Origin of the sequence: Streptomyces qinglanensis, from assembly GCF_900111245.1 — a bacterium.
Classification (GTDB): Bacteria; Actinomycetota; Actinomycetes; order Streptomycetales; family Streptomycetaceae; genus Streptomyces; species Streptomyces qinglanensis.
The window spans coordinates 193,002-215,082 of record NZ_FOGO01000003.1 but is presented as its reverse complement, the minus strand read 5'-3'; the positions used below and the strand labels follow the sequence as shown (position 1 = coordinate 215,082).

Below are 22,081 nucleotides of genomic sequence, written 5' to 3'. Positions count from 1 at the left end.
GCATGATGCGCATCAGAGTGCTGTGTGAGTCCCGGGACAGCGAAGCCGTGGTCGCCCTCCTCGGCGCGGAGCCGGGCGTCGCACACCTCACCGTCGCCGGAGGCGTCGGCAAGCAGCCCGCCGGAGACCTCATCGAGGCGGCCATCGCCCGCGAGGTCGTGGAACGGGTGCTGCGCCGGCTGACCGAGCACGGCGTGCACCACCGGGGCGAGATCGCGCTCGAACAGATCGACATGATGGTCTCCGACACGGCCGAGGCCGCCGAACAGGCCGCCCCCGGAGCGGGTGCCGAAGCCGTCATCTGGGACGAACTCATCGACACCACGGGAGAGGAGAGCCAGCTCAACCCGGTCTTCCTCGCCTTTCTGACGATCGCCTGCCTGCTCGCCACCGTCGGTGTGCTCACGGACTCGGCCATCACCATCGTGGGCGCCATGGTGGTGAGCCCGGACTTCGGCCCGCTGGCCGCGCTCGCGGTCGCCCTCGCGGTCCGGCGACGCGGCCTGGCGGTCCGGGCGGCGCTCGCGCTGGGGGTGGGGTTCCCGCTGGCGATGCTGGTCACCGCCGCCTTCGCGTGGCTCGGCCGGGCCGCGGGGCTGTTCGGGCCTGCCGACCTGACCGGCCTGCACGAGGTGTCGTTCATCTACCACGTGGGCCCGTACTCCGTCGTCGTCGCGCTGCTCGCCGGCGTCGCCGGGGTGCTGGCGCTCACGTCGGCGAAGCCGGGCGCGCTGGTGGGTGTGTTCATCTCGGTCACGACCGTGCCCGCCGCCGGATTCGCCGTTCTCGCCGCGGTCACCGAGGACTGGCGGCGCTGCGGGGGGTCGGTGCTGCAACTCCTCGTCAATCTCGTGGGGGTCTCCGTCGCCGGGGGGCTCACCCTGCTGGTCCGCCGCGGACGGGTCCCCGGGCCCGGCCGGCCGCCACGGGAGCACCGCCCCTCCCGGCGGTGACCGCGCGGTCTTCCGCCGGACCCGGGCGGACCGGCTCGGGGGCGAGCGGCGCGTCCGCGCCTGGCGTCGGACGGAGCGCGTCCGCGCTCGGTGTCGGACGGAGCGCGTCCGCGCTCAGCGTTTGACGGCCACCCCTGCCCATACTCCCGCCTCGGCCGCGGAGACGGTGCCGGGGAGCTGCCGTATCGGCCCCAGGTCGAGGTCCATCCGCCACTCGCACGTCGGGGTGATGCCCGGATCCTGCAGGTCCAGGCCGTCGAAGAAGCGCGCGGTCTCCTCGCGGGTGCGGAACTGGGTAGGGGTGACGGCCTTGCGGTAGTGCTCGGCCAGTGCAGCCATCCGGCCGTCGTCCATGTCGAGTGCCGCGTGCGAGAGCACCAGGGCACTGCCCGGTGCCAGCGGGGCGAGCAGCTGGCGCATGAGTCCGTACGGATCGTCCTCGTCCGGGACGAAGTGCAGCAACGCCACCACCGACAGGGCTGTCGGGACACCGAAGTCGAGGGTCTGGCGCGCGCGTTCCAGGATCCGCTCCGGGTCGCGGATGTCTGCCTCGATGTAGTCCGTCTTCCCCTGCGGAGTGCTGCTCATCAGCGCACGGGCATGAGCGAGAACGATCGGATCGTTGTCGGAGTAGACAACACGCGCCTCGGGAGTGATCGCCTGGGTCACCTGATGCAGGTTGGGTTCGGTCGGGATGCCGGTTCCGATGTCCAGGAACTGACGGATGCCGAGGTCCTGCGCGACGAACCGGGCCGCCCGGTGCATGAACTCCCGGTTCTGCCGGGCGGCGACCATCGCGTGCGGGTTCGCGGACAGCGCGGGAACCGCCGCTTCGCGGTCCACGGCGTAGTGCGTCTTCCCGCCGAGGAAGTAGTCGTACAGGCGCGCGGTGTGGGGTTTCGTCCCCGGTTGCGGAACCTGGTGACCTGCCTCTTCCATCGTGTGCTCCTCACCTGCGGCAGCAATGGATCACCATCATCGGCCAGTTCGGTCCGCTCCGCGCAGCTTCTGCGCGGATTCGTACGTGCACAGCGCACAACGGCACATCAGAAAGGCGACATCCGCGCTTCCGCTCGGAGCGCACGCGCCTGGGCAGCGCTCCTGAGAGTGCGTTGCCGGCCGGGTACACCGCCCCGCCCGAAGAGCGGGGTGCGCGCGTGTGCGGCCTCCCGTCACCTGCGGGGCTCCTCCCGTCACCTGCGGGGCTCCTCCCGTCACCTGCGGGGATGAGGAGGTCACCCCGAACGAGGGAACGCGTGGGCGAAACCGCTCCCGGCCGTGCACCGACCGCCAGGATGCGGCCATGTCGTCCTCGCGTCTTCGCTCTCTCGTCCGCCGGGCGCTGCCCCTCGTCCTGATCGCCCAGGCGGCTCTCGGGGCGGCGGCAGCCGCCGCCCCGGCACACGCCGCGTGTCCCGGGAGCGCCTGCGGCGGTTCCGTCGTCGTGGCTCCGCTCTCCCAGGAGCCGCCCGACCCGGGCCCGTGCACCAGCCCCGAGAAGGTCGTGTGCATGATCCGGGCCGAGACCCCGGAGGAGCGCGCCGAGTCCCGCGAGGTCCGGATGCGCTACCACGCCCTGCTCGGCGAGATGGACCGCACGGAGTGCGAGATGCGCGCCCAGGGCCGCTCGGAGGAGGAGATCGCCCGGGAACTGGTGCGGATGCGCAACGAGGCCAAGGAGATCACCCGCGCCGGCATGTCCGCGGAGGAGGTCAGGCGGCTGGAGGAACGCAACCAGGAGAAGTACGGCAACCCGCTGGGCCCCACAGCGGACCAGTTGTACGCCAAGTACGGCTCCTGGCGGGCGGTCAGCGACGCCGCGACCCGCTCCAGCCGTGCCGTGGACGCCGAACTGGGGCTGGAGTACCGGCCCTGCCCCTGCGGTACGCAACCCTCGACGCGCACAGCCGCCCTCCTCGGCTGACGCGGCGTCGGTACGCGGAGGGGCAGCGGCCCCTCGGCGGTCCGGTGAGCCCTCCGCGCGGGGCCGGAACCTTCGTGCGCGGCCGGCAGTTCTACAGTGCTGTAGACGCCGGTTGTCAAGACCACCGGCGGAGAAGCGAGCCGGAGCAGTCGCCCGGGCTCCACCGTTCCAACCTGGAGGCTTACGGATGATCACGCTGACGAAGGAAGACGAGCCGGCCGACCTGGACGGCGTCACGCACCTGTCCATCGGTGCGTCCTGGGACCCCACCGCCGGGAGCAGCGGGGGTGTACTGGGCAAGATCCGCCGCAAGGCGGGCACCGACCTCGACCTGATCGCGATCGCCATGCAGGGACCGGACCCGGTGCGGATAGCAGGTCTGGACTCCCTCGACCCGTTGGGGAACGGATCGCTGCTGCACACGGGCGACAATCAGACCGGGCACGGGGACGGGGACGACGAGACGGTGACCGTCGAGTTCGAACGGATCCCGTCCAACCTCACCTCGATCGTCTTCGTCGCGGCTGCCTACAAGAGGGGCAGCGCGTTCCAGCGGGCGCGGAACATCAGCTTCAAGGTGTACGACGCGACGGGCGGCAGTTCCCAGCAGGTCGCCGACATCTGGCCGAGCCTGCTCACCGACGACAACGCCTGTGCGGTGGCCAAGGCTATGCGGGTCGGCACCGGCTGGAAGCTCAAGGTGATCAACGAGACCGGGAAGGTCAAGCAGGGCAATGAGCAGTCCCTGATGCGCTTCGCCGTGGACAAGTGAGCGGCGTCCGGCAGCTCCTCCGCCGGGCCGCCGGGCCGGTGCGGTCTTCCGCGCGGTGAGGCGGCCTCCGCCGCACCGCGCGGCTCCGCCGCGGGAGGGCCGAGCGACGGCGGTGCTGCGTGTGCCACGAGGGGCGGCCTTCCGGGGCCGCCCCTCGGACCGTTCGCAACGCCCAGGCCCGTCACGGCGCTGATCTGTGCCGCCCGGGGCGTCCGCTCGCGCGGCGCTCGCTCACGGCGTCACATGGACCGGGCCCGTAGTCCAACCGAGCCCGCGGCGCCGATGGGGCGGGGACCGCGGGGGCGGACTCAACCGGCGGCGGATGCGGACTGGTTGAGATGCCTCCAGGTCCGTATCAACTGGCTGAACTCCTTGACCTGGACCAGGACGTGGTCCCGCGCGGCGTTCTCGGCGGTCTCCGCGTCGCCGGCCGCGATGGCCTCGGCGATCCGGCTGTGCTCGGTCAGGGAGCGCCGCATGCGGTCGGGCACCCGCAACTGCAGCCGCCGGTAGGGCTGCAGGACTCTTTTGAGTGCGTGTACCTGCTGGCGCAGGTATTCGTTGCCGCAGGAGTCGTAGACGATGCCGTGGAAGCAGGCGTTGGCGTAGTAGTAGCGGTCGGCGTCGCCGGCCGGCGCGTGGACCTCGCATTCGCGCAGCGCGTGCTCCAACTCGTCCAGCGCCTCCCGTTCGATCCGCCGGGCGGAGAGCCGCGCCGCCATCCCCTCGAGTTCCGCCATGACTTCGAACCGCTCGGCCAGTTCGGAGACGCTCAACTCGGTGACGTACGTGCCCTGTTTGGCGCGGATCTGCACCAGTCCGGACCGCTCCAGTGCCTGGAGGGCTTCCCGGACCGGTGTGCGGGAGCAGCCGAACTCCCGCTCCAGCCGCGCGGGGTCCAGCCGCTCGCCGGGGCGGTAGCGGCCGTCGACGACGGCGTTCTCCAGCGCGTCCCGTACACGCTGGGATTCCGGGACTCGAGCCATGCGCACCTCCGAACGGTCAGGTTATCCCGTCATCCGTGGCGCCCAGGGGGTAGCGCGCCTTACTCATGTGCTTTACGGTGCGGCTGTTATATACATCACGCCCCATGATGCATACACACGGGGGTCGACGGCACGCGGAGGGCGGGAATGGAACCTCAGGACGGCAGGCTGCTGACCGGGCAGTTCCGCAACTCCGGCAGCCCCCCGGACAGCACCCCGGCGGCCGGAGACCTCCGCCACCGCCCCCTGGACCGGCTGTCGGCGGCCTGCGAGGTGCTGATGGGGCACGCGGGCGAAGCCTCGATGCGCACGGTGGCGGCAGCAGCCCTCGCTGCCTACGGCGAACTCGACGACCACGGAAAGCGGGCGTTCTTCACCCGCGTCACCAGCGCCTACGACGCCTCGCCCGACCGGATCCGTACCGCCTTCCGCAGATGGGAGGCGGCCCGCAGCCGCGGTTCCCGGGGCGCGGAGGAACTGGTCCAGCTCTTCGACGAGGTCGAGCCGCCCCGACAGTTGCTGCTGCGCCGGATGAACCACGCTCCCGGCGCCACCCTCGCCCTGGTCGGCATGCGTGCGGATCTGCGTCGGCTGATGCGCTCCGATCCGCGGCTGCGGCCCCTCGACCACGACTTCCACCACCTGCTCACCTCCTGGTTCAACCGCGGCTTCCTGCGGATGTCGGAGGTCGGCTGGGAGGCGCCCGAGGAACTGCACCAGTACCTGCTGCGCGGCGAGAAGGTGCATCCGATGGCGAGCCGGGCCGAACTCCGGCGCCGCTTGCAGCCCGAGGACCGCCGCGTCTACGCCTTCTTCCACCCGGCCACCGGGGACGTGCCGCTGATCTTCGTGGAGGTCGCCCTCGTCCGGGGGATGCCGGACAGCATCGCGCCCCTGCTGGAGCCCGGACCGGTACTGGACCCCGCGCAGGCGGACACGGCCGCTCTCTACTCGATCAACAACGCCCTGGACGGCCTGGCCGGAGTCTCCTTCGGCAGCTTCCTCATCAAGCAGGTCATCGAAGACGTGGGGGAGCAGCTTCCGCAACTGCGGCAGTTCGCCACGCTCTCGCCCGTCCCCGGCTTCCGGCGCTGGCTCACGGAGCGGGCCCGGCGGGAGGGCGGACTGCGGACGCTGCTCGCGGAACTGGAGGCCGCGGAGCGGCAGCGGGATACGGCTGCGGCGGGATCCGCACGGACGCGTTCCCGGCTCCTCCCGGTGCTGGCGAGGTACATCGCCGTCGAACGGCACGAGGACGGGCGCCCGCTCGACCCGGTCGCCCGGTTCCACCTGGGCAACGGGGCCGCGGCCTGGCAGGCCAACTGGCCGGCGAACGAGGCGCCGGAAGCCTGGCAGCAGTCCTTCGGCGCGATGGTCAACTACCGCTACGAGCCGGAGCACGTCGAGCGGCGGCACGAGGAGTTCGTCCGCCACCGCACGGTGGCACTGGGCGGTCCGCTGCGGGCCGCCCTGCCGCACCACGACCGGCCCCCGGCCGCGGGGACCGGCACGACGGACGACCGGCCCGCGAAGCGCGGGTCCGCGCACCCCCGTGGTTGACGCCCGCATCGGCGGCGCGAGCGGCGCAACCGGACGGACCGTCCAGCGCGGCTGTGACCACGCACACCGACAGAGCGGCTGTGACCACGCACACCGACAGAAAGGAGCAGCCCGGATGGCACCCTTCCCGACCATCCACCGGGCCTTCGCCGAGCAGGCGGAGCGGCGGCCGGACAAGGCCCTCTTCGAACTGCCCGGCGGGCGGGTCCTCACCTATGGCGACACCGCAACGGCCGTGCGCCGGATCGCCGCCCGGCTCGTCGCCGACGGCGTAGTCCCGGGCGACCGGGTCGCCATGCAGGTGGAGAAGTCCCCGGAGGCCGTCGCGCTGTATCTGGCGACGCTGCGGATCGGCGGGGTCTTCCTGCCGCTCAACCCCGCCTACACCGGTGCGGAGACGGACTATCTCCTCCAGGACGCCCAGCCCCGGGTGCTCGTGTGCGCTCCGCGGCGCCGAGCCGCACACGCACACCACGAAGCGACCGGACTCGTGATCGAGACGCTGGGCACCGACGGCGACGGCAGCCTCCTCGACGCTGCGGACGACGGCGGTGCCCAGCAGGCACACGAGGCCGCCGCCGGCGACCCGGCGGCGATCCTGTACACCTCCGGCACGACCGGCCGCTCCAAGGGCGCGGTGCTCACCCACGGCAATCTGACCGCCAACTGCGAAGCGCTGCTGGAGAGCTGGCGCTTCACCGCGGAGGACCGGCTGATCCACGCCTTGCCGGTCTTCCACATCCACGGGCTGTTCGTCGCGGCGAACATGGCGCTGACTTCCGGCGCCGCCATGTACTACCTGCCGAAGTTCGACCCGGACGACGTCCTTGACCTGCTGCCGACTGCCACGGTGCTGATGGGTGTGCCCACCTTCTACACCAGGCTGCTGAAGAACGAGCGCCTCACCCGGGAGTCCTGCGCCGCCATGCGGCTCTTCGTCTCCGGCTCGGCCCCGCTCCTCGCGAGCGACCACGCGACGTTCGAGGCCCGTACCGGCCACGCCATCCTGGAGCGCTACGGGATGACGGAGACCGGCATGAACGCCACCAACCCCTGCACCGGCGGCCCCCGCAAGCCCGGTACGGTCGGCAGGCCGCTCCCGGGCACCGAGATCCGGGTGGTGGACGCCGGAACCGGCCGGGTACTGCCCCACGGCGAGGTCGGCAGCATCGAGGTCCGCGGCCCCAACGTCTTCACCGGGTACTGGCGGATGCCCGAGAAGACCGCCTCGGAGTTCCGTGCCGACGGGTTCTTCGTCACCGGCGATCTGGGCCGCTTCGACGAGGACGGCTATCTGAGCATCGTCGGCCGGAGCAAGGACCTGGTGATCTCCGGTGGTTACAACATCTACCCCAAGGAGGTCGAGGAACTGCTCGACGCCCACCCGCAGGTGCTGGAGTCCGCCGTGATCGGGGTTCCCCACCCCGACTACGGCGAGACCGTGGTCGCCGTCGTCGTCCCGGTCCCCGGGCAGCGGCCACGGGAGGGTGAACTGCTGGACTGCGTCGCGGGCGATCTGGCCCGGTTCAAACACCCGCGCGCCGTACGCGTCGTCGAGACGCTGCCGCGCAATGTCATGGGCAAGGTGCAGAAGGCCGAACTGCGCGAACGCTACGGTGACCTGTTCGCCGGGGTGGACGCCTGACCCCGGAGCCGGCCCCCCATGTCCTACACCCCGCGGCGGGTCCCGCCTCGGCGGGTTCCACGCCCCCAGGGGCCGCCGAGCGGACCGGTGAGCCGCTCGGCCCGGCCGCTTGATTTTCCGGTTTCAACAGTCTCTCAGTGCGGAGAAGACGATGGTTATCCATGGAGTGGCAGCACTGGCGTTGTGCATGCTCGCGGGCACGCTCGTCGGTGAGGTGCTCGGCGCCGCTGTCGGTGTCGACGCCAACGTCGGCGGAGTCGGGTTCGCCATGATCATGCTGGTGCTGGCCACCAGTTGGCTCCGGAGGAAGGGCTGGTTCCCCGAACCCAGTGAGCAGGGAGTGCTCTTCTGGAGCGCGCTGTACATACCGATCGTCATCGCCATGGCCGCCACCCAGAACGTGGTCAAGGCGGTCACCGGCGGTCCGATGGCCATCCTGGCGGGCCTCGCCGCGCTCGTCGCGGGAGGCGCTCTGGTACCGGTGCTGGGGCGGATGGGCGGGACGGCGGAGCCGCTGCCGCCGCAGGCCGCCGAGGAAAAGCAGGAGGTCTGAGATGGACACGCTCGTCTCCGTCTTCGAGGACAACGGTCTCCTGGTGGCCTTCGCGCTGATCGGCGGACTGATGATGCTCTCCGGCCGGCTCTCGAAGGCCCTGACCCGGGGCCGGTTGCAGGGGTCCGCCATCGCCATCCTGCTCGGGCTGGTGCTCGCCTACTGGGGAGGTGCGGCGACCGGCGGCGAGGACGGGCTGGCCGACTTCGCCGCGTTCTCCGGGCTGAGCCTGATGGGCGGCGCGATGCTGCGGGACTTCGCCATCGTCGCCACCGCGTACGGCGTCGACCTGCAGCAGATCAAGCAGGCCGGACCGGCGGGCGCGCTCTCGGTCCTGCTGGGAGTGCTCGTCTCGTTCGTGGCGGGGTCCGTCGTCGCGGCGGCCTTCGGCTACACGGACGCCGCATCGATGGCGACCATCGGTGCCGGTGCGGCCACCTACATCGTCGGTCCGGTGACCGGCACGGCGGTGGGCGCCAGTTCGGAGGTCATCGCCCTGTCGGTGGCGGCCGGACTGGTGAAGTCCGTCGTGGTGATGGTGGGGACGCCGCTGATCGCCCCCCTGATCGGTCTGAACAACCCGAAGACCGCGATGGCCTTCGGCGGCCTGATGGGCACCACCTCCGGTGTGGCGGGCGGCCTGGCGGCCACCGACAAGCGGCTGGTGCCCTACGGCGCCATGACGGCCACCTTCTACACCGGCGTGGGCTGCCTGCTCGGCCCCTCGCTGCTGTATGTGACGCTGCGGGCGATCGTCGGCGGATGAGGCGGCCGCCCGTCGCGGTCCCGGTGCGCCCCCCCGGCGGTGGCGCGCAGGAGCGCGGGGAGCGGTGCGCCGCCGGCCGTACGCGCAGGTCGCCCCCGTCCCGCGACGTCGACGCCGGTGCTGCCCCGCCGGACCGGCGGGGCAGCACCGGCGAGGGGTCCGCTACCCGGTGGCGAGGGCGGTGGCCAGCTCCTCCAGGTCCTGCGTCCGCAGGTCGAAGGTGTCGCCCGGCGCCGGCGGGTCCCCGGCAGGCCGCTGGACATAGGCAGTGCGCATCCCCGTTGCCTGGGCGCCCCGGAGGTCCCAGGCGTGGGCGGCGACCATCAGCACCCGGTCCGCCGGGCAGCCCGCCGCGTCGAGCGCGAGCTGGTAGACCTCCGGTGCGGGTTTGTAGGCGCGGGAGTCCTCGGCGGACAGCGCCTGGTGCCAGCGCAGGCCCGCGAACTGGTTGAGGCGGGGGAGCACGGCGCGGCCGGCGTTGGAGAGGCCCAGCACGGGGAAGCGCCGCGCGATGCGGGCGAGACCGGTCTGCGAGTCCTCCCATGGGGGCAGCCGCCGCCCCGCGGTGGCCAGCCGTTCGACGGCCGCCGGATCGGCGACTCCGGCGCGGTCGGCCACCCGGTGTGCCGCCTCGCGGTCGATCACGTCGGTGCCCGCATAGGAGCGGCGCCCCTCCCGGATGCGGTCCTGCTCGTGCGCGACGTACTCGTGCCACACCGCGAGCAGCCGGTCCGCGGCCGCGTCGTCGGCGTCGGGCACCGCCTCGCGGACGGCGGCCCGGAGCCCGCCGGGTTCGTCGACCATCGTTCCGAGCACGTCGAATACGACGACCTCGATGTCGGGTGTCTCGGCCATCCGGTCTCCTGCTCCTGGTGCCGGGCCGACGGTGGGCCCGGCTCGGTCACGGACACCGGCGCGCCTGGGGCCCGCCCGGGTTGCCCGCGCACGTTCCGCGTGGCTGCGGACGGCGTGCGCGGCGGACGGTCCGGCGCACCGGACGTCTTCGTCACCGGTTCAACTGGTGACGGAGACTGTCCGGCGATTGTTGCGCCGCAACGCGTCACCGGTCAAGATGGTGATGTGAGATTCGCATTCGTCAGTGGCAACCCGGCCCTGGACCTGGTGGGCACCGTGGGATACCGGCGGGACGAGCCCGTGGACCTCCTCGACGCTCCCGCCGCTCTCGAACAGTGGGTCCTGGAGTGCGAGGAGCTGCCCGACGGGGTGACCGCCGACGCCGCGGACCTCGCTTCCGCGCTGCGGCTGCGGGAGGCGATCCACCGGCTGGCGCTCGACCGCCTGGCGGGCCGCCCCTTCGCGCCGGCCGAGCTGGACGTCGTCAACAGCGCCGCTGCCGGGCCGGTACCCGCGGTCGAACTCGGAGACGGAGGTCTGCGCCGGTCGGGAGATCTGCGCTCCGCGCTGGTCCAGGTCGCCCGCAGTGCGGTCACCGTGCTCGCCGACCGCGCCGTGCCGCTGAAGGAGTGCGGCCGCGCGGGCTGCACCCGCCTCTACCTCGACCGCTCCCGCGGTGCGCGCCGTACCTGGTGCGGTATGGACGCCTGCGGCAACCGGGTCAAGGCCGCCGCCTACCGCGCCCGCCGGCAGGCGGCCCGGCAGGGCCCCGAGGCGGCGAGCCGGTCAGGGACGGCCCCGGGGCCGGAACGCGCGGGGTAGGCGGCGCAGGTGCCGGTCGCTCCGCGCGCGGTTGAGCGCCCGTGGCGGCCCGCCATGACCGTCGGCGCCCTCGTCTCCGTGCGCCGTTGCCGCGCTTGCTCCCGGCTGCGGCGCACCCGGCGACCGCGTCGCGGAGCCGTTCGGACGCACGCGTCGGCGCGTCGCTGCGGTGTCCGCCGCCCCGCTTGCGAGTCTGGGAAGGGCGACGCGTCCGACGGAGCGGCCGGCGGCTCGGCGGGCCGTGGGCCCCGTGTGATCCGGCCCGCCGCCGGGGTGCGGACGTGCGGGAACGGGAGGATACGCGGATGCCCGGTTCTGCCGCCGGTGACGAGGACGGTGCTGCCGCGTCTCAGCGGGTCGGCGGACAGCCGGTCCGCGATCAGCGCACCGAGGAGGATGCGCGGGCCGATGCCGGCAAGGGCTCCGACGAGGGGCTCGATTCCGCGCAGGCGGCCGCCCGGCGGGAGCACTACGGGCCCAACGCCGTCGAGGAGGAGGAACGCAGCGTCCTCCTGGAGTTCCTGGCACATTTCTGGGGACCGATCCCGTGGATGATCGAGGCGGCCCTGGTGCTGACGGCGGTGACCGGTCGCTGGGTGGACTTCGCGATCATTCTGGCCCTGCTGCTCCTCAACGGGGTCGTCGGGTTCTGGGAGGAGCATCAGGCGCAGAACGCGATCGCCGCCCTCGCCGAGCGGCTGGCGAAGGTGGCGCGGGTCAGGCGCGACGGGGAGTGGACGACGGTTCCGGCCGCCGAGCTGGTCCCGGGGGATCTGGTACGGATCGACCGCGGAGGCGTGGTGCCCGCGGACGGGGTCGTGGTCGAGGGCGGCAGCGAGGCGGACGAGTCGGCGCTCACCGGGGAGTCGCTGCCGGCGGTCAAGGACGTCGGTGACGACATGTACTCCGGATCGGCGGTGTCGCGGGGCGGATCCGCGATGCGGGTCCTGGCCACCGGCGCGGACACCGTGTTCGGCCGCACGGCCCGGCTCGCGGGCCGGGCGGCTCCGGCGAGCCATTTCCAGCGCGCGGTCGTCGACATCGGCAAGTATCTGAGTCTGCTCGCGCTCGGATTGGTCGTCGTGATCATCGTGCTCTCGCTGCTGCGCGGCACCGGCGTGAGCCGCACGCTGGAGTTCGCGCTGGTCGTGGTCATCGCCTCGATTCCGGTCGCCCTCCCCGCGGTGCTGTCGGTGACCATGGCCGTCGGAGCCCGGTATCTGGCCAAGCGGGAGGCGGTGGTCAGCCATCTGCCTGCGGTGGAGGAGATGGCCGGAGTGGACGTGCTGTGCGCGGACAAGACCGGCACGATCACCCGCAACGAACTGGCCGTGGCCGAAGTCTTCGTCCTGGCGGAGGGGGTCGACGAGGGACAGGTGCTGCTGCAGGCAGCCCTCACCGCCGAGCCGGGGGACGGCGATCCCGTCGACGAGGCGATCCTCCAGGCGTGCGGGGCGGAACGGCCGGCGGACTGGGAGGTCGTCGACTTCACGCCGTTCGACTCCGCCCGCAAATTCGCCCGCGCCCGGGTGCGGGGTCCCGGGCCGGAAAGGGCCGTGGCCAAGGGAGCTGTGCAGGCCGTGCTCGGCCTCGCGCAGGGGGACGATGCGCTCGCGAGGCGTGCCGAGGAGGTGGCACGTGGCTTCGCGCGCCGGGGATACCGCGCGATGGCCGTCGCCTGTACGGACGGCGGCGCGTGGCGGGTGACGGGCATGATCGGACTGCAGGACCCCCCGCGTGCGGATTCCCGGACGACCCTGGAAGCGGCGGGGCGGCTGGGCGTGCAGGTCAGGATGGTGACCGGGGACCGGGTGGAGATCGCGCGCGAGGTCTGCGCACGCGTGGGCCTGGGCACCGGAATCCTGGAGTCGAGCCGGATCGAACAGCTCCGCGGCGAGGAACTCGCCCGCGTGGTCGAGGGGGCGGACGGGTTCGCGCAGGTGGTGCCCGAGGACAAGTACCGCATCGTGCAGGCCCTGCAGGAGCACGGGCACATCGTCGGCATGACCGGCGACGGAGTGAACGACGCTCCGGCCCTGCACCGCGCGGACGCCGGTATCGCGGTCTGCGGCGCCACCGACGCGGCACGGGCGGCCTCCGACATCGTCTTTCTCGCGGCGGGCCTCTCGACGATCGTCGAGGCCGTTCACCGCTCCCGCGAGGTGTTCCGGCGGATGAAGAACTATGCGATCTACCGGATCACCGAGACGCTCCGTGTCGTGCTCTTCGTCACCGCCACGATCGTGGCGTTCGCCTTCTTCCCGGTCACGCCGGTCCAGGTGGTCCTCCTGGCCATTCTCAACGACGCGGCCGTACTGTCCATCGCCTACGACCGGGTACGGCCCTCCTCGAGGCCGGAACGCTGGGACCTGACCGAGGTCATGGCGATTGCGGCCGTCCTGGGCCTGTTCGGCCTGGCCTCGACGTTCGTGCTGGTCTGGGCCACCCACCTGCCGTTCGGACTGCCGGATGCGCAGGTGCGCACCCTGGTCTACCTCAAGTTGTCGGTCAGCGGACATCTCACCGTCTTCCTCGCCCGCACTCGCGGTCCGTTCTGGTCCTACCGACCCTCCTGGATCCTGCTCACCGCCGTGATCGGCACTCAGATCCTGGCCACGGTGATCGCCTTGACCGGTTTCCTGATGCATCCCGTCGGCTGGGGCCCGGCCGGGCTCGTGTGGGGTTGGGCCTTCGCGGAGTTCCTGCTGCTCGACCCGGTCAAGCTGCTGGCCTACCGGGTTCTCGGGCGGCGGGGGAGAGCCGCGGAGGGCGCCGCGACCTGATCCGCCGGACGGGTCGCGGTCCGGTGCCGATACCCCTGGGCACCGGTGCCACGGCGCTCTCCTGCCGGTACGGCGTCTGCCTGCTCACCGCGTCCACCGTCGCCCCCTGACCGGAGGCCGCGCCCCTCCCGTCTCCGGCCGGGCGACGAGCTCCGGGACCGGTCTTCAGGGGTGCGGCCCGTCCGCACGGTGCGGGGCTGCACCCGGCGGCTCCGCCGCAGAGCCCCGCACCCGCGTGCGGTTCAGCCCAGGTGGTGCAGAGCGTGCCGGAACGCGGCGGCATGGCCGGCCTCGTCCCCGGCGATCTCCCTGAACAGCGCCGCGGACTGCCCGTCACCCGCTTTCTCGGCCCGACGCGCGAAGGTGGGGTACATCACCTCGGCCTCGTAGGTCTCGCCGGCGATGGAGGTGCGCAGGTTGGACGGGGTGTCGGAGACCAGTCCGTCCAGACGGGCCTCGGCGGCGAAGTGCTCGTGCAGTTCCACCTCGGCCAATCCGCCGAAGAGGCTGGCCAGTTGCTTCTGACCCGTCTCGCGTGCGTGACGGGCGTAGAGCGTGTAGGAGGCGTTGGCCAGCCCCTCGCCGTGCATGGCGTCCTCGAGGTTGGCCCGGGTCCGGGCGGAGGACACCTGCGGCAGCCCGGCCGGTACTTCGACCGGGTCCGTCTTCGGCGGTGCCGGCACCCGGCCACTTCCGGTGGTGACCGCTTCGAGCGCCGAGGCGAGCAGCCGGCGGTGCTCGGCCTCGTCCGCCGCGATCTCCGTGAAGAGCTCGGCCGCGGCCTCGTCCCCGTCCTGCCGGGCCTCTTCGGCATACGTGGGATACATCGATGTGGCCTCGAAACGCTCGCCCTCGAGGGCCTGCCGGATGTTGGCCTCGTCGCTTCCCACGTACGCGATCGTCTCGGCCTCCTTGGTGAAGTGGTCATCGAGCTCCACCTCGGCCGCATCGCGGAACAGCTCGGCCACTCGGCGGTGTCCCTCGCGGTCGGCCTGGTCGGCGTGGAACAGGTACGAGGCGTGGGCGAATCCTTCGCCCCGCATCGCGGCGCGGGTGTCCTGCACGGTGCTCAGGGCCGGCGTCCGAGGGTCGGCCAGGGCGGCCTGCGCTCCGGTCACGGACACGGCGGTCGTGAGTGCCAACGCGGTACCTGTCACTCTCGCGAGGCGAGCGAGGGGAAGCGTCATGATGGGAGTTCTCTCTCTGCGGGGCCAGGGCCCGGATGGTTGCTGATGCCGGGTCATGTTGGGTTCGCCGGCGCCTCGTCCGGCGAACCCAACAGACGGGGAGGGGCTGAACCCACCGGTTCGGGGGAACACGTCCGCCGCCGAACGGAACAGCGGGCCCGTGCGTGCGGGCGATCCTCTGCGCCACGGATGTGCCGCTGTGCGCTAGGAGCGGAGCGCAGGGCGGCGCGGCCGGCGCAGCCGGTCACATGGCGCCCACGGCGCGGAGCATCGTGCACTGGCCGGCGCTCCGCTTCGCGCGGGTGGTGTCCATGCCGCCGCTGCCGGCCCGCGGCGGTCCGGCCCGGGAAGGTGACGCCGTCCGGGTGCGGGCGCGGCGGTGGCTGCTGGGTGCCCCGTTGCGCAGTTCGGCGTTCGTCACCGAGCGGATCCGCAAGGCGCTCGCGCTGCCGGTGCTCGCGGCGGACGCCCTCTCCTCCGTCGCGTACGGATCCGAAGCGCTCCTGGCCGTGCTGGTCGTCATGGTCCTGCTGGCGGGCAACATGCACGGAGTCCGGCAGGCCGGTGCGCTCTTCGCGGCTCCCACCTACGCGTTCATCGCGGCGAGGGCGGTGCTGATCGCGGCCGGTGTCGGTGCCGCCGTGAGCGGTTCAGCTCCTGCCGGAGCCGCGCAGCCGACACAGGCCGCTGCCGGAGCCTCCTCGGTGGGCGTCCTGCTGATCGTCAGGGCCTTCTCCGGAGCCACCGCGATGACGGGCATCGAGGCGATCTCCAACGCCGTCCCCGTCTTCCGTCCCGTCTCCTGGCGGAACGCCCGCACGGCCCTGAGCTCGGTGATCGCCCTGCTCGCCGTCATGTTCACCGGAATCGTCGTTCTCATCCATCTCACCGGAGTCGTCCCCCGTCCCCACACCACCGTCCTGCCGGCCGCTCCTGCCGCGCTGCCCTTCCGGCCGACAGCCCCTGTCCGGGCAGCCGCCGTCGCCGAGGGGAGCGAGGAGGTCCCGGAGGACATCCGCCATCTGTATCCGGTCCCGGTCGCCACGCTGGACCTGGCAGCCATGCGTACGCTCGAGCCTGCGCCGCGTCTCTGGGCCGGCCAGTCCTCGCCCTGCGCATCAGCACCACCGATGAGGAGACCCGGCGGTTTCGCGCCTACTGGGAGCTGTGGCCCATGGCCTCCCGCGGTCGGGGCGGACGATCCTCTCCGGGCCGGATGGTCGCACTCACGCTCACAGGCAACGCGGTCACCGGGGCTCTCCCCGCCGGGCCGGCCTCGCCACCGCCTGAGTGCTCCGGCGGTTCGTCCCACGCGGGGTGGCCCCCGCCCTCGTCGGGACCGTGCTCGTGCTGTCCGGGCTGCTCTCCGCGCTCGCGCCGGCGGGCTTGCTCCTCGCGAGGACGGCGACGAGAGCGTGCCAGCAGGCCGAGGGATTGATTCCGTCTACATCTAAATGCATAATAGGGTTATGCATAAGCGGGTTATGGGCGCCGGTGCCGCTCGGAACGTGTCACCGGAGGATCTGATGATCGCCGTGGAGCAGATCGTGCGCCACGTGCGGCACAGTGCGACCGCGGGCGGGCTGAGCACCGCGGCCTCCTCGGCGCTGGGCCGGCTGGGCCGCGAGGGTGCACAGCGCCTCTCCGAACTGGCCCGGTCCGAGGGCGTCTCGCAGCCGAACATGACGCAGCTCGTCACCCGCATGGAGCGGGCGGGCCTGGTGCGGCGCACCGCCGACCGGAGCGACGGGAGAGGCGTCCTGGTGGCGGCCACCGACACCGGCCTGGAGGTCTTCCGCCGGCGGCGGGCCGAGCGCACCCGCGCCCTGACCGAGCTGATCGACGAGCTGGCGGAGCCGGAGCAGCAGGCGGTGGACATCGCACTTCCGGCCCTGGCGCGCGCCATCCAGGACCACTGGTCGCGGACCTGACCCCTGCCGGTTCCGACCCCACGGGTCCTGACCGCGGCCGGCTCCGGCCCGGGCCGCTCCAAACTCCCGCCGGCCCCGACCCCTGTGCGATCCCTGCCCCCGACTGCGCGGAAGAGAATCGGACATGAGTGTCTCGCACGACGAGCCCGCGAACTCCGGAAAGGCCGCGAGCCCCTTCAGGCAGCCGAAAGCCGTCTGGGCCGTCGCCTTCGCCTGCGTCATCTCCTTCATGGGGATCGGCCTGGTGGACCCGATCCTGCCCGCCCTGGCCGACAGCCTGGACGCTTCGCCCAGCCAGGTCTCCCTGTTGTTCAGCAGCTACCTCATCGTCACCGCCGTGGCCATGCTCGTCGTCGGCGCGGTCTCCAGCCGGGTCGGTGCCAAGCGCACCCTGGTGATCGGGCTGGCCGTCATCGTCGTCTTCTCGGCGCTGGCCGGGGCCACCGACTCCATCGACGGGATCGTCGGCTTCCGCGCGGGCTGGGGCCTGGGCAACGCGCTGTTCATCGCCACCTCCCTCGCGGTGATCGTCGCCTCGGCCGGCGGCGGGTTCGGCGGCGCCATCATCCTCTACGAGACCGCGCTCGGCCTCGGCATCGCCGTGGGCCCGCTGCTGGGCGGCGAGTTGGGCGCCATCAGCTGGCGCGGACCCTTCTTCGGCGTCTCCGCGCTCATGGCCGTGGCGCTGGTCGCGACCCTGGTGTTCGTCTCCGACCCGCCACGGCCCAAGCGCCCCACCTCGCCCGCAGCGCCGCTCAAGGCACTGCGTCACCGTGGGCTGCTGACGATGGGCATCATGGCCCTGCTCTACAACTGGGGCTTCTTCACCATGCTCGGCTACGCGCCCTACCCGATGGAGCTGAACGCCCACCAACTCGGACTGGTCTTCACCGGCTGGGGACTGCTGGTCGCGCTCTTCAGCGTGCTGGTGGCGCCCCGGCTGCAGGCCCGGTTCGGCACCGCGCCGGTCCTGTACGCCAATCTGCTGGGCCTCGGCATCGTGATGGCGCTGATCGCCGCCGGCGTCGAGACCCCCACTGTGGTCGTGGTGGCCGTCATCGCCAGTGGCGCCTTCATCGGGATCAACAACACCCTCACCACCCAGGCGGTGATGCTCGTCTCGCCCGTCGAGCGGTCGGTGGCCTCCTCCGCGTACGGCTTCCTGCGCTTCATCGGCGGCGGACTGGCACCCTACGCGGCGGGAAAGATCGCCGAGGCCACCGACCTCGGGGTGCCCTTCTACGTCGGCGCGGCCGCCTTCCTGCTCGCCATCCCGGTGCTGGCCAGCGGCCACCGGCTGGTCCGGCAGGCCGAACAGCGCACCGGTGAGGGCGAGTCCGTCGAGCCCGCGCTCACCCCCGTCGGCCCGCAGGCCGCAGGCGCCGAACCGCCGCTCATCGTCGCCGTCGGCGCCCACGGCCGCGCCGCGGCCGTCGTCGAGGCCGCGGCGCGGCTCGCCCAGGACTCCGGCAGTCCGCTGCAGATCGTCCATGTGCAGCAGACAGCCGTCGTCGAGGAGCAGGCAGTCGAGACCGAGACCCACGACCAGGCCCGCGCCGCCGTCACGGCACACCTCGACCGGCTCGCCGCGCAGGGAGTCGCGGCCACCGGCCAGATCCTCACCAGCGTCGGCGACCGCGCCGCCGCCGGACGCGCCCTCGCACGGCACGCCGCCGACGCGGGCGCCCCCACCGTCGCCGTGGGACGCTCCCCGCTGGGCGCCGGCACCCAGTTCGGCGAGGGCAGCCTCACCACGGCCCTCACCCGCGCGGCCACGAGCACCGTCGTGCTCATCGACCCCGACAGCACGCACCGGCCCCTGACCGCGAGCGCCCTGGCGGAGTTGCGCGGCGGCGGCTGAGCGTGGGCGGCCCGCGGCCCGCGGCCCGCGCAGTGCCCGGTGCCGACCGGTGCCCCGCGGGGGCGACCGCCGGTTTCGGGCATCCGACGGGCGGGAACCGGTCCTGGACCACCGCGCCGCCCCACGGAGGAGCCCGCATGACGCGACCCCGCAGCCGACCGGGCCCGACCGGACAGACCGGCGGACCAGTGCCCCGGCACTGCGACGTCGTCGTGGTCGGCGCCGGCCTCGCGGGCCTGGCGGTGGCGCGCCGACTGCGGGACAGCGGGGTGGAGGCCGTCGTCCTGGAGGCGGGCGACGGAGTGGGCGGACGCATCCGCACCGACGCGGTGGACGGCTTCCTGCTGGACCGGGGATTCCAGTTGCTCAACACCGGGTATCCGCAGCTCGCCCGGCAGGTGGACCTCGAACGGCTGCGGCTGCACGCGCTGCCCAGGGCACTCCGGATCCGGACCGGCGAGGGCTGGGCGACGCTGAGCGATCCGCGGCAGCGGATGAGCGCGGTCCCCGGACTGCTGCGTGCGCCGATCGGCCCGCTCTCCGCGAAGGCCGCGCTGGCCGCCCACGCGGCCGCGGCCGGCTACCTGCCCGCGCGGGTACTGCTGCGCCGCCCGGACCTGCCCTCGGCCGTGTCGTGGCAGCGCCGCGGGCTGGGCGGAGCGGTGGCCGAGAGGGTGCTGGGCCCCTTCTTCGAGGGCGTGACCTGCGACCCCGAGCAGGAGACCTCCAGCCGTTTCACCGATCTGATGCTGCGGATGTTCGTCCGGGGCCGGGCCGCTGTGCCCCGCGCGGGTATGCAGGCACTGCCCCGGCAGCTCGCCGACGGGCTCCCCGACGGTGCGGTGCGTCTGCACACCCCCGTCCGCGAGGTCCGCGCGGACCGGGTCGTGACCGAGCACGGCACCGTCACCGCGCGCGCCGTCGTCCTCGCCACCGACGCGGACGCGGCGCACGAACTCCTCCCGGACCTCGCCCCGGTGCGGTGGCGCGGGCTGACCACCTATTACCACCGCGTGCGGGGCCTGCTGGACGCCGACGCGACATTCGTCGTGGACGCCGAGCCCTCTCCGGTGACCAACACCGTGCCGATCAGCGAGGCCGCCCCCACCTACGCGCCGCCGGACCAGACGCTCGTGGCGACGACGGTCGTGCCCGGCGAGGGCGGCCGGGACGAGGAACGCCGCGTACGGGAGCGCCTCGCGCGGCTGTACGGCACGGGCTTCGGCGAGTTGGAGCCGCTGGCCACGTACGCAGTGCCCCGCGCGCTGCCCTCCATGTCCGCGCCGCATCCCTTCCGGCGGCCGGTCGAGGTGGCCGGTGTCCTCGTGTGCGGGGACCACCGCGCCACCAGTTCGATCCAGGGCGCACTGGAGTCGGCGCAGCGCGCCGCCGCCGCGGTCCGCGCCCGTCTGGGCCTCCCGCGGCGGGCCGTTTCCGTCGCGCCCGCGGACGTGTGAGGGGAGCGCGCCGGTCACCCGGGCGGGCACCGCCGTCCGCGGACGGCCGCCCGGCGCGGGAGCTCTGCCGCTTTGCGGAGCCGCCGGACAGCGCCCGCGCAGCGGTACGGTTCACGGATGCGCGGGCGCGCGGGTGCCGCGGATCGCCGCGTGCGCGGCCGCCGCGAGGGCACGGCGGTCCGGCGCGGGGTGCAGAGCGGGATGCGGTGTGACGCGCACCGCCAGGTTCCGGGCGCTGATGACCCGGTGCAGCGAAGCGGCGAACGTGTCGTCGCCGAGGAAGGCCGCCACCGTGCTGGGTTCGCCGTCCTGCCGGTAGCTGACCGTCACCGGCCGCACCGGCGCTTCGGCGTCGATGGCGGCCTGGAACAGGGCGCGGCGGAATCCGCTGCCCGACTCGGTGCACCACGTGGTGCCCTGCGGGAAGACCAGGACCGAACGGCCCCCGCGCAGCACGTCCGCCACCTGCGCCACCGTGTCCGGCAGCGTGCGGAACCGGTCCCGGTCGATGAACTGCACTCCCGCGCGTTCCGCCAGGGGACCGAACAGCGGCCACTGCGCCACCTCCCGTTTGGCGAGCGCGGTCGCCGGTTCGACCGCCAGCAGCGCGAGCGCGTCGAGCCAGGAGATGTGGTCGGAGACGATCAGCGAGCCCGCCTCGCCCGGACGCCGCGGACCGGAGACCGACGCCGGAGCCTCCAGCGTGGCGCCGAGCGCCCGGACCACCCCCCGGGCCTGAGTGCGCAACACCTCCCCGCAGGCGAGGTCCGGACCGCTCGCCAGCCCCCGGAGCAGCGCCCCGGCCAGTGCCGCACAGCGGCGCGCCCGCACAGCGGCGGCCACCGGCGGTACCCGGTGGGCTGCGCACCGCACGGTGCAGGGCGAGGCCACGGCCCAGCAGCTCATCTCGGCTCCCCGAGGAAGTAGCGGTAGTAGCGGTCGTTCAACTGTTCCATGTCCAGCACCACGAAGAAGTCGGCGACGCCGAACTCCGGGTCGTGCGCCGGTGCTCCGCACACCCACGCGCCGAGCCGCAGGTACCCGCGCAGCAGCGGCGGGAGCAGCGTGGAACGGGCCCCGGCCGCCTCCGCCACCCGCACCGGCCCCGACGGCTGCCACGGGCGGTGCGGGAAGACCTCCATGCCGGGGGGCGGCGCGTGGCGCGCCGCGCACAGCGCCCAGGTGTGTGCCGCACTCCGCCCGCCGTCCTCCAGCGGCACCGAGGCGCAGCCCGCGAGGTAGCGGTGCCCCGACAGCAGCACGTAGCGGGCGAGCGCCGACCACATCAAATTGATCACTGCTCCGGAGCGGTGGCCGGGATGCACGCACGACCGCCCCGCCTCGATCATCGACGGGCGGATCCCCGCCAGCGCTCCCAGGTCGAACTCGCCGTCCGCGTAGGAGTGCCGGACCCTTCCCGGCGGCAGGAGCCGGTAGGTGCCGACGACGTCGCCCGTCGCGGTGTCCGTGACGATCAGATGGTCCGCGGCGGAGTCGAAGGCGTCCACGTCGAGGCCGGACGAACGGGACCCGGCAGCGGCCCCCATCTCCTGACCGAACACCTGGTGGCGGAGCCGCTGCGCGGCCCGCACCTCGGCCGCGGAATCGGCGACGGCCGCGGTGTAGGCGGCGCCTTCCCTTGCCGTGTACGAGGTCGTCATCGGTGGTGTCTCCTCAGCAGGCTCGTGCCCGGCCCGGCGGACCGGGCCGCGCGGTGGGCGAGGCGCGGCCCGTCCGGGCCCCGCCTTCTCACAGCGGCACGGGACCCCGGTCCCCGGGTGGCGCGGCCTGCCCGGCTCCTTCGGGAGTACGTCCCGCTGGGGTATGCGTAGCGCCGCGGTCGGGCCGTCCGATGGCGCCCAGGCATCAGTCGCCTGAACCGACGGTTCCGGCTCGGCGGGTGCCCCGGCCGGACGCACCGCACGGGCGGACCTCTCCGGACGATTCACTGCGTATCGCACACCGTCCGGGTCTCCGTGCGCGGTGCCGCCTGCCTCCCCGGTCCGGAGTGCCGCGCACGGTGCGG

General features: G+C 73.0%; 20 protein-coding genes. 12 read left to right on the top strand and 8 right to left on the bottom strand.

Features of this window, described 5'->3' with window-relative positions; translation table 11 throughout:
- Positions 1-2: 2 nt before the first annotated feature.
- A complete protein-coding gene (locus BMX65_RS08050) occupies positions 3-953 on the top strand; it encodes a DUF389 domain-containing protein (RefSeq protein WP_074999468.1) in 951 nt (316 codons plus the stop codon).
- Between the two features lie 114 nt (positions 954-1,067).
- Here BMX65_RS08050 and BMX65_RS08045 read toward each other — a convergent pair whose 3' ends face one another.
- Positions 1,068-1,892: an SAM-dependent methyltransferase gene (locus BMX65_RS08045; RefSeq protein ID WP_074999467.1), complete on the bottom strand. Its 825-nt coding sequence runs from the start codon at positions 1,890-1,892 to the stop codon at positions 1,068-1,070.
- A gap of 364 nt (positions 1,893-2,256) precedes the next feature.
- Between BMX65_RS08045 and BMX65_RS08040 the strand changes: the two genes are divergently transcribed.
- Positions 2,257-2,877, top strand: coding sequence for a hypothetical protein (locus BMX65_RS08040; protein WP_074999466.1), 621 nt, complete (start codon positions 2,257-2,259; stop codon positions 2,875-2,877).
- Positions 2,878-3,064: 187 nt separating this feature from the next.
- Entirely contained in the window at positions 3,065-3,649 is a 585-nt protein-coding gene (locus BMX65_RS08035) for a TerD family protein (RefSeq protein WP_019359742.1), read from the top strand.
- Between the two features lie 308 nt (positions 3,650-3,957).
- On the opposite strand, the gene BMX65_RS08030 is transcribed toward BMX65_RS08035, so the two are convergent.
- The gene (locus BMX65_RS08030) at positions 3,958-4,635 is read right to left on the bottom strand and encodes a GntR family transcriptional regulator (protein ID WP_074999465.1); all 678 of its coding nucleotides are present in this window, start codon (positions 4,633-4,635) and stop codon (positions 3,958-3,960) included.
- 147 nt (positions 4,636-4,782) lie between these two features.
- Between BMX65_RS08030 and BMX65_RS08025 the strand changes: the two genes are divergently transcribed.
- From BMX65_RS08025 to madM, 4 genes are all read left to right on the top strand, one after another.
- Positions 4,783-6,195 carry a malonyl-CoA decarboxylase domain-containing protein gene (locus BMX65_RS08025; RefSeq protein ID WP_074999464.1) on the top strand — a complete coding sequence of 471 codons (1,413 nt, stop codon included), beginning with the start codon at positions 4,783-4,785 and terminating at the stop codon, positions 6,193-6,195.
- A gap of 115 nt (positions 6,196-6,310) precedes the next feature.
- Complete coding sequence (locus BMX65_RS08020; RefSeq protein ID WP_074999463.1) at positions 6,311-7,840, top strand: AMP-binding protein; 1,530 nt, start codon at positions 6,311-6,313, stop codon at positions 7,838-7,840.
- A 151-nt stretch (positions 7,841-7,991) separates the two neighbouring features.
- Positions 7,992-8,393: a malonate transporter subunit MadL gene (gene madL, locus BMX65_RS08015; protein ID WP_026005143.1), complete on the top strand. Its 402-nt coding sequence runs from the start codon at positions 7,992-7,994 to the stop codon at positions 8,391-8,393.
- A gap of 1 nt (position 8,394) precedes the next feature.
- Positions 8,395-9,159 (top strand): malonate transporter subunit MadM, encoded by a 765-nt coding sequence (madM, locus tag BMX65_RS08010; protein ID WP_074999462.1) that lies wholly within the window; start codon positions 8,395-8,397, stop codon positions 9,157-9,159.
- Between the two features lie 162 nt (positions 9,160-9,321).
- On the opposite strand, the gene BMX65_RS08005 is transcribed toward madM, so the two are convergent.
- On the bottom strand, positions 9,322-10,014 hold the full coding sequence (locus BMX65_RS08005) for a haloacid dehalogenase type II (protein ID WP_074999461.1): 693 nt from the start codon (positions 10,012-10,014) through the stop codon (positions 9,322-9,324).
- Between the two features lie 225 nt (positions 10,015-10,239).
- Here BMX65_RS08005 and BMX65_RS08000 point away from each other — a divergent pair, with 225 nt between their 5' ends.
- Entirely contained in the window at positions 10,240-10,836 is a 597-nt protein-coding gene (locus BMX65_RS08000) for a CGNR zinc finger domain-containing protein (RefSeq protein WP_074999460.1), read from the top strand.
- A gap of 305 nt (positions 10,837-11,141) precedes the next feature.
- A complete protein-coding gene (locus BMX65_RS07995; protein WP_239501905.1) occupies positions 11,142-13,619 on the top strand; it encodes a plasma-membrane proton-efflux P-type ATPase in 2,478 nt (825 codons plus the stop codon).
- A gap of 242 nt (positions 13,620-13,861) precedes the next feature.
- Here BMX65_RS07995 and BMX65_RS07990 read toward each other — a convergent pair whose 3' ends face one another.
- The 3 genes from BMX65_RS07990 to BMX65_RS32780 all read right to left on the bottom strand — a co-directional run bounded on the left by BMX65_RS07990 (position 13,862) and on the right by BMX65_RS32780 (position 15,686).
- Complete coding sequence (locus BMX65_RS07990) at positions 13,862-14,761, bottom strand: rubrerythrin family protein (RefSeq protein WP_177214214.1); 900 nt, start codon at positions 14,759-14,761, stop codon at positions 13,862-13,864.
- A gap of 289 nt (positions 14,762-15,050) precedes the next feature.
- On the bottom strand, positions 15,051-15,329 hold the full coding sequence (locus BMX65_RS32785; RefSeq protein ID WP_162637637.1) for a hypothetical protein: 279 nt from the start codon (positions 15,327-15,329) through the stop codon (positions 15,051-15,053).
- A gap of 63 nt (positions 15,330-15,392) precedes the next feature.
- Complete coding sequence (locus tag BMX65_RS32780) at positions 15,393-15,686, bottom strand: hypothetical protein (protein WP_162637638.1); 294 nt, start codon at positions 15,684-15,686, stop codon at positions 15,393-15,395.
- A gap of 589 nt (positions 15,687-16,275) precedes the next feature.
- Here BMX65_RS32780 and BMX65_RS07980 point away from each other — a divergent pair.
- The 3 genes from BMX65_RS07980 (at position 16,276) to BMX65_RS07970 (ending at position 20,055) form a co-directional block, all read left to right on the top strand.
- Positions 16,276-16,737: a MarR family winged helix-turn-helix transcriptional regulator gene (locus BMX65_RS07980; RefSeq protein ID WP_074999457.1), complete on the top strand. Its 462-nt coding sequence runs from the start codon at positions 16,276-16,278 to the stop codon at positions 16,735-16,737.
- Positions 16,738-16,861: 124 nt separating this feature from the next.
- Positions 16,862-18,598, top strand: a complete 1,737-nt coding sequence (locus BMX65_RS07975) for an MFS transporter (protein WP_074999456.1) — start codon at positions 16,862-16,864, stop codon at positions 18,596-18,598.
- Positions 18,599-18,735: 137 nt separating this feature from the next.
- Positions 18,736-20,055 (top strand): NAD(P)/FAD-dependent oxidoreductase, encoded by a 1,320-nt coding sequence (locus BMX65_RS07970; protein ID WP_079171764.1) that lies wholly within the window; start codon positions 18,736-18,738, stop codon positions 20,053-20,055.
- A 111-nt stretch (positions 20,056-20,166) separates the two neighbouring features.
- Here BMX65_RS07970 and BMX65_RS07965 read toward each other — a convergent pair whose 3' ends face one another.
- Positions 20,167-20,961 (bottom strand): lysophospholipid acyltransferase family protein, encoded by a 795-nt coding sequence (locus tag BMX65_RS07965; protein ID WP_079171763.1) that lies wholly within the window; start codon positions 20,959-20,961, stop codon positions 20,167-20,169.
- Positions 20,958-21,716, bottom strand: a complete 759-nt coding sequence (locus BMX65_RS07960; protein ID WP_074999454.1) for a GNAT family N-acetyltransferase — start codon at positions 21,714-21,716, stop codon at positions 20,958-20,960. Before BMX65_RS07960 ends, BMX65_RS07965 begins: the two co-directional genes overlap by 4 nt.
- Positions 21,717-22,081 lie beyond the last annotated feature (365 nt).

Bases quoted from the DNA above. Each gene is read 5' to 3' on its own strand.
- BMX65_RS08050 (WP_074999468.1), top strand. From the start codon at position 3: ATGATGCGCATCAGAGTGCTGTGTGAGTCCCGGGACAGCGAAGCCGTG.
- BMX65_RS08045 (WP_074999467.1), bottom strand. From the start codon at position 1,892: ATGGAAGAGGCAGGTCACCAGGTTCCGCAACCGGGGACGAAACCCCAC.
- BMX65_RS08040 (WP_074999466.1), top strand. From the start codon at position 2,257: ATGTCGTCCTCGCGTCTTCGCTCTCTCGTCCGCCGGGCGCTGCCCCTC.
- BMX65_RS08035 (WP_019359742.1), top strand. From the start codon at position 3,065: ATGATCACGCTGACGAAGGAAGACGAGCCGGCCGACCTGGACGGCGTC.
- BMX65_RS08030 (WP_074999465.1), bottom strand. From the start codon at position 4,635: ATGGCTCGAGTCCCGGAATCCCAGCGTGTACGGGACGCGCTGGAGAAC.
- BMX65_RS08025 (WP_074999464.1), top strand. From the start codon at position 4,783: ATGGAACCTCAGGACGGCAGGCTGCTGACCGGGCAGTTCCGCAACTCC.
- BMX65_RS08020 (WP_074999463.1), top strand. From the start codon at position 6,311: ATGGCACCCTTCCCGACCATCCACCGGGCCTTCGCCGAGCAGGCGGAG.
- madL (WP_026005143.1), top strand. From the start codon at position 7,992: ATGGTTATCCATGGAGTGGCAGCACTGGCGTTGTGCATGCTCGCGGGC.
- madM (WP_074999462.1), top strand. From the start codon at position 8,395: ATGGACACGCTCGTCTCCGTCTTCGAGGACAACGGTCTCCTGGTGGCC.
- BMX65_RS08005 (WP_074999461.1), bottom strand. From the start codon at position 10,014: ATGGCCGAGACACCCGACATCGAGGTCGTCGTATTCGACGTGCTCGGA.
- BMX65_RS07995 (WP_239501905.1), top strand. From the start codon at position 11,142: ATGCCCGGTTCTGCCGCCGGTGACGAGGACGGTGCTGCCGCGTCTCAG.
- BMX65_RS32785 (WP_162637637.1), bottom strand. From the start codon at position 15,329: ATGACGACCAGCACGGCCAGGAGCGCTTCGGATCCGTACGCGACGGAG.
- BMX65_RS32780 (WP_162637638.1), bottom strand. From the start codon at position 15,686: ATGAGAACGACGATTCCGGTGAACATGACGGCGAGCAGGGCGATCACC.
- BMX65_RS07980 (WP_074999457.1), top strand. From the start codon at position 16,276: ATGCATAAGCGGGTTATGGGCGCCGGTGCCGCTCGGAACGTGTCACCG.
- BMX65_RS07975 (WP_074999456.1), top strand. From the start codon at position 16,862: ATGAGTGTCTCGCACGACGAGCCCGCGAACTCCGGAAAGGCCGCGAGC.
- BMX65_RS07970 (WP_079171764.1), top strand. From the start codon at position 18,736: ATGACGCGACCCCGCAGCCGACCGGGCCCGACCGGACAGACCGGCGGA.
- BMX65_RS07965 (WP_079171763.1), bottom strand. From the start codon at position 20,961: ATGAGCTGCTGGGCCGTGGCCTCGCCCTGCACCGTGCGGTGCGCAGCC.
- BMX65_RS07960 (WP_074999454.1), bottom strand. From the start codon at position 21,716: ATGACGACCTCGTACACGGCAAGGGAAGGCGCCGCCTACACCGCGGCC.